5 protein-coding genes are annotated in these 6276 nt (G+C 39.0%); 1 reads left to right on the top strand and 4 read right to left on the bottom strand.

All coding sequences use genetic code 11. The features are described 5' to 3' along the window. Positions 1-74 precede the first annotated feature (74 nt). A complete protein-coding gene (locus IM473_RS08965; protein ID WP_287659645.1) occupies positions 75-1040 on the top strand; it encodes a permease in 966 nt (321 codons plus the stop codon). Between the two features lie 192 nt (positions 1041-1232). Here IM473_RS08965 and IM473_RS08970 read toward each other — a convergent pair whose 3' ends face one another. The 4 genes from IM473_RS08970 to IM473_RS08985 form a co-directional block, all read right to left on the bottom strand. Next, complete coding sequence (locus tag IM473_RS08970) at positions 1233-1487, bottom strand: type II toxin-antitoxin system RelE family toxin (RefSeq protein WP_002760924.1); 255 nt, start codon at positions 1485-1487, stop codon at positions 1233-1235. Next, the gene (locus IM473_RS08975) at positions 1484-1693 is read right to left on the bottom strand and encodes a hypothetical protein (RefSeq protein WP_002760925.1); all 210 of its coding nucleotides are present in this window, start codon (positions 1691-1693) and stop codon (positions 1484-1486) included. Before IM473_RS08975 ends, IM473_RS08970 begins: the two co-directional genes overlap by 4 nt. Before the next feature lie 290 nt (positions 1694-1983). Then, on the bottom strand, positions 1984-4650 hold the full coding sequence (locus IM473_RS08980) for a tetratricopeptide repeat protein (protein WP_287659647.1): 2667 nt from the start codon (positions 4648-4650) through the stop codon (positions 1984-1986). Next, positions 4619-6040, bottom strand: a complete 1422-nt coding sequence (locus IM473_RS08985) for a hypothetical protein (RefSeq protein ID WP_287659646.1) — start codon at positions 6038-6040, stop codon at positions 4619-4621. The genes IM473_RS08980 and IM473_RS08985 overlap by 32 nt, the downstream gene beginning before the upstream one ends. Between the last annotated feature and the right edge of the window lie 236 nt (positions 6041-6276).

Raw genomic sequence — 6276 nt, forward strand, 5'->3', positions numbered from 1 at the left:
ATCGAAAACCGATCTTTTTACTTTTTACCTTATCTGCTATTTTGTAGGATAGCTTCCGATCTTGAACCCTATTCATGAATCAAATTTCTATCGCTGTTACTTTTTTTCTTAGTTTAGTCTTGACCTCGCTTCCCTTTTTACTTTTCGGGGCAGCCGTTTCCAGTTTTTTGCTGGTTTTCGTCAATAAACAGCGATTAGCGGCGATATTTCCCCGTAATCGACTGTTAGGAGCGATCGTTGGCAGTACAATCGGATTAATCCTACCCGTCGGACAATACGGCACGATTCCCGTCGCTAGAAGATTCTTATTAGAGGGAGTACCCCCAGGGGTGGTGTTTAGCTTTCTCACCGCTGCACCTACCCTAAATATCGTCACTCTTTGGCTAACTTGGCAGACTTTCAGCTATTCTAGTGTTTTCTTCTATCGATCGCTTTCGGTCTGGTTAATGGCAATTTTTATCGGTACTCTCTTTAGTTTCTATCGGGAAAAACTCCGCACCGATAGCGAAATTCCCCTAGAATCGAGTTTAGTTCTTTCTGGGAGTTTTTTACCGGAGGAAGCAGCCAGTCAACCCCTACAAAGAGTCGGCAGTCTTGTTTATGAGTATAAAACTAGAGATAGGCAAGCTTGGCCAATTTCTGTGCAGTTATTTCTCGATAACTTTATCGATGAAGCACTGGAATTAGGGGGATTATTAATTATTGGCTGTGCGATCGCTAGTATCTTTCAGTTATTATTACCTCAGAGTCAATTAATTGCCTGGGGGAATACTCCCGCTACTCAAATTCTCGTGCAGTTGTTTTTTGGTTTCACTCTCGCTGTTAATGCCAGTCTTAGCACTTTTGTCCCCGGTTCTTTAATTACTAATCTGTCCGTGGGTTCCACTCTAGCTTTTTTACTGGTCGCTTCCCTCATTGATATTAAAGCTTTTATCCTCCTCCTATCAGCTTTCCGTCCTAAAATCGTCCTTTATTTCGGAATTTTATGCCTGTTAATGACTTTTTTAGTGGCTCTGATCCTCAGTTTTTATCTAGGTTGAATTCCTTCCGGGTCAAAAAATTTTTCTCTTGACAAAAGCCCCTTGACATGATATTATATTCATAATGGAAAATCCGTGCGCCTACAAGCCCTATTTTCCCAAGCATTTAAACTCTAACTCATCCTGATTCTGCTTGCCGGAGTTGCGACAACATAGTTTTATAGTTCTCACTCCACCCACCTACTGAGAGGTTCAATAAGCATCTTTTCGATGAATACTACTCAATATGATAATCAGCATTTCTTGATCTTGAATTTTGTAAATGATGCGATAATCTCCTATTCTAATTCGGTAGGTGTCATCATATCCTTTGAGTTTCTTGACTCCGCTAGGACGAGGTGTATCGGTAAGTAGTCTAATGGCAGTAATTAAGCGTTCGCGTTGTTGTTTGGGTAAGTTGTTTAGTTGTTTTTGAACTGGTTTCGGAATAATAACTCTGTAGTTCACGCTTGAGTTGCCTCATATTCTTCGAGGGTTAGATAGTCTCCTGCTTGATAAGCTGATTCAGAAGCGATTATGTTAGCTTGCTCTTCTTCTGTAATTTCTATTGCAGTATGTCGTTCTTTGATAAAGAGCAAAAAGTCAAGTAATTCAGTCAAAAGGGTGTCAGGTGTCTGCTCGATTTCTTTAATTAGTTGTTCTTTGAGTGTCATAGCTTTATCAGTTATCAGTTATCAGTTATCAGTTATCAGTGATTAATTCCATCATAGTCCATCATTCAATCATTCCAATCATAGTCGATGATTGGTGGTGGGTTACGAAGGATTGTTAGCTTGAAGTTAAAACAGAAATTTTTGCTGTCTAACTACGTTTTACTAAATCTGGATGTTGTCAAAATTTCTCTTGACAAAAGCCCCTTGACATGATATTATATTCATAATGGAAAATCCGTGCGTATGCAGACCCTCTTTTCAAGCATCAAATACTCTCCATTGAAGTTTCCTTAGAAACCCAGTCTCCTCAGCAACCACCGCAAGCCTAACCAGAGGCTATAAAAGGGTAAAATTAACAATATCAGAAACCCTTGTATCAATCTTCCTAATAGCTGTTTTCGGGGACGAGGTGGTTTTGGGTTCAACGGATGAGGAAGAGGAAACCGTTGTCTTAATTCTGCTTCGGGTAATTGCGATAACATCCTCAGATAATTCTGATAAACGGTTTGGGTTTGGGGATGATTTTCCCCTAATGCTTGGGTAGCAATATTAATCGCTTCTAGATAGAGAGGTTCTGCTTCTGGGTATCTGCCTTGGGAATAGTACAATGCTGCTAAATTGTTGAGGGAAAGTGCCACATGGGGATGATTGTCTCCTAAGAGTCGTTTTCTCAAATCTAATGCTTCTAGATAGAGAGGTTCTGCTTCTGGGTATCTGCCTTGGGAATAGTACAATGCTGCTAAATTGTTGAGGGAATTTGCCACATCGGGATGATTGTCTCCTAAGAGTCGTTTATACAAATCTAAAGCTTCTAGATAGAGAGGTTCTGCTTCTGGGTATCTGCCTTGGGAATAGTACAATCCTGCTAAATTGTTGAGGGAATTTGCGACATCCGGATGATTGTCTCCCAAGAGTCGTTTATACAAATCTAATGCTTCTAGATAGAGAGGTTCTGCTTCTGGGTATCTGCCTTGGGAATAGTACAATGCTGCTAAATTGTTGAGGGAAGTTGCCACAGAGGGATGATTGTCTCCTAAGAGTCGTTTTCTCAAATCTAATGCTTCTAGATAGAGAGGTTCTGCTTCTGGGTATCTGCCTTGGGAATCGTACAATCCTGCTAAATTGTTGAGGGAAGCTGCCACATCGGGATGATTGTCTCCTAAACGGGTTCGAGTTGCGGTTAAACAAGCTTGATGGTAAGGTTCAGCAATAGCATACAATCCTTGTCCATTATAATAACGAGCTAAACCCGTATAAGACCAAACTAAATCCTCATCAGCGATATATTCTGGATATTCCCTGACAGCTTGTTCAATATGGGGAATTAAGGGAGTCAGATTTTGAATAATATCTAGAGTAGGAGTTTGGGGGACTGTTCTCGATGTATCTGTCATCACTGTACAATAACGACTTTTTGCGGTATTGGCTATCTCGGAACCTTCTAATTTTTCCCGTAAATAAAGACGGATGAGGGGATGGAGTTGATACCATTCATTGCCTAAAGATTTCAGCAAATTAAGCTTAACCAAGCTATCGGTTAACCATTTTTCTATCTCGTCTTTAGCTTCATCAGAAAATAAACTGATAATTAAGTGCTTGGGAAAAGGTGCCGAAGCAAATAAACTGAGACACAGAGCTAATTTTTGTGCTTGTGTTTCTAACAGCTGCCAACTGAGATTCAGAATTGTTTTAATACTGCGGACTTCCTCCTTATCAGAGTTGAGATATTCCGAGCCTTTTTTCGGGAATTTTTCCTTGGTATTTGCCAAAGTTTCAGTAGTTGCTTGTTTCAGAAAACTGCCTAGTAATTGTAATCCTAGAGGCAAATATCCTAAACACTGACAAAGTTGCTTGGCTGCCTCTAACTCTGCGGTTAGACGTTCTTTTCCTAAGTAGGTTTGCAGTAAATCTAAAGCTTGCGCTGCTGTGAGAACATCTAAGTTTATCGTTGATAGCGATACCCCTAAGTAACTAAAGCGAGTTGTAATTAAAACCCGAAAACGAGATTCTTTTACCGGTGGTAGATAAGATTTAATTTGGTCGTAGTCACGCACATCATCAAAAATAATTAAAGCATTTCCCTCGGGCCAATTTTGCCAACAGTAACGCACTCGTTCACTTAAGGTTCCCTGATTGGGGATGTTTAAACCTAGGTATTCTCTGGCAAAAAATAAAATAGCCAAACCGGGGTCACTGTTAAGGACATTTATCCAACAAATACCCGCAGGATAATCCCCTTTATGTTGCCAAGCATACTGTAAAGCTAATTCAGTTTTTCCCGAACCTCCCATCCCACTTAAAACCACTGGGGAAGATTGCTGAAAAGCTTGATTAATCCGGGATAATTCCTGTTCTCTACCAACAAAGTTAACTGCTGTTTTTGGTAAATTATAGGGATCATTAACGGTATTTTTATCGGTAAATAGCTGATTGTAGTTGGTAGCTTGGGTTGAATTTTCTGTTAAAGATAACCGCAGGAAAAACCAAGAATTTAAATCTGGCATAAACCGAATAACTTTGTTAGTAAAATCATGGGTCATCCACCAAATTTGTCGGAGATTAAAACGAGCTAAATTTTCTCGATTGAAATTAATTAATTGCAAGGCATCTACTAGGGAAACATCAGAACTAAAAGCGGTTTCAAAACCAGTAATTGATACTACTCCCGACTCCAATTCTGCCAATTGTGTTAACAAGAAGTTCAAGACAAAAGAGGGTTTTTCCCATCTTGGTAAGACAATTTTATGAAAAATAATGCCTTGTTCTTGCAGTTTATTCTCTAATTCTCTAACTACTTGCTGACGGGAAAACTTATCATAAAATTCCACCCTAGCTAAACCTCTAGATGGTCTTCGTCCCCATAATAGCAAACGAGCTGCTGTATGGGCAATAGTACCCAGTTCTAACTCCGATTGATTAGTTTGATTAACTTGATGTACCACCGGGGACACCTCCATCGGGAGCAGTAGGAATATGACCTTGAGCATTTAAAATATCAACCACAAGGGGATGTACCATAAAGCATCTTTCCCCGTCTCCATCTACTTCTTGAATCGCTCGATCATTTAATAAAGCGTATAATATCTCATTGGGAATTTGTGCCTCTTTATCAGCATCATAAATTCGTTTTAACAATAAAACCTTATCCCCATAACTAACATGATCGGTATCATAAGGATTTTGGCCTAAACGTCTTTCATAATCTGTTCTTAAACTGCGAATTGCTCTGCTAATATGACTAGACATGATCAGATTTTGTTTATTGACAATTGCCTCATCAGAAGCTTCTCTAACCAGATAAAATAAATCTCTGATATTGCCACCGGAGGCAATAATAACCCGCTCTATTTGTCCATCTTCAAATAAATTAGATTTAACTCTTGCTTCTAAAACTTTTCTCACTGCTTCCCGTCCTTTTTGGTTGGGAGTATGATCTTTTTGGCAAAAAACTGGAGTATCGGGAATCAGGAGATTATGGTCAAAAGTGAGGTTAATCCCGGGAGATGAATTATATAATCCAATCGGAATATTAAAAATAATGTGAATGTCTAAATCTTTGAAAATATTAGAATAGTTTAAAAATAAATCCCTGACCGCTTCCTGTGAAACACCAGCTTTATCGAAGTCCTCTCCAATAATTAGCCAGCTTCTCTGCATAGTTTCCTGTAAGTTCTGATTACATTCTTTCAGGAGTTGATTAGCAATATTAATTAAATCTCTGGAACGGGAAAGACGGTATTCAACAACTTTTTTCTCTCGCGAAGAAGCAAACCGGAATTCTCCCTTGAGAGAGGCAAAAAGTCCGAGAATTTTATTCCAGAGAGAATCTTCTTTTGCTCCCGCTCCTGCTTCCATTTTGATTTGACTTTCTCTGGTTTCCTTGCGGGTAAATTCTTCAGAACTAAACCAATCCCAAAGCTTTTGTAAATTTTGACTACTAGGCTGCCGAGAAATTTGAGCGGTTTTCTCAACAATTTCCACCACCATAAAGAGAAATACATCAAGGGGACTGAAATTAATCGCATCGAGTTCACTTAAAACACTAAATCGCAGGGGTTCAAAATGCTGTTTAATCTCATGATCATTAATTAAACGAGTTAATTCTGTCGATTTGCCTACCCCCGTGTGTCCCATTAAACAGGCTTTGTAATATTGTTGCGTATCTATGACCCGTGTTAACCCTAATTTTAGACGCTGAATTTTATCTTCCCCTCTCACCTTATTCATTTCTTCTCGATAAAAAGCATCTATTTCCTTCTGAGTTAATAGGGGTTCAGGAGATATAGTTAAATGGATTTCATCAAGAGTAGTCGCAGGTTCAAAGCGAGTCAGAGAGGGGTGTTGCATAGAGACAGGAAAAATCATTCTCTGGAGATACTTTTTATTATATAAGTAGCTGGTTATAATTAAATTAAAAATGGATTTTAGGTTCGATCCCCCCTAGCCCCCCTTGATAAGCTGTCCTTTAGTCACATCTTTCTTAACATTTCAAACCTTTGTAGCACAAGGCTTTCAAGACTCGGTTAACAATTTGTAATATTCCTTGTTGACACCCTTACTGACAAAGAAAAAACTGAAATCAA

The organism is Microcystis sp. M015S2 (assembly GCF_020245945.1).
Taxonomy (GTDB): Bacteria; Cyanobacteriota; Cyanobacteriia; order Cyanobacteriales; family Microcystaceae; genus Microcystis.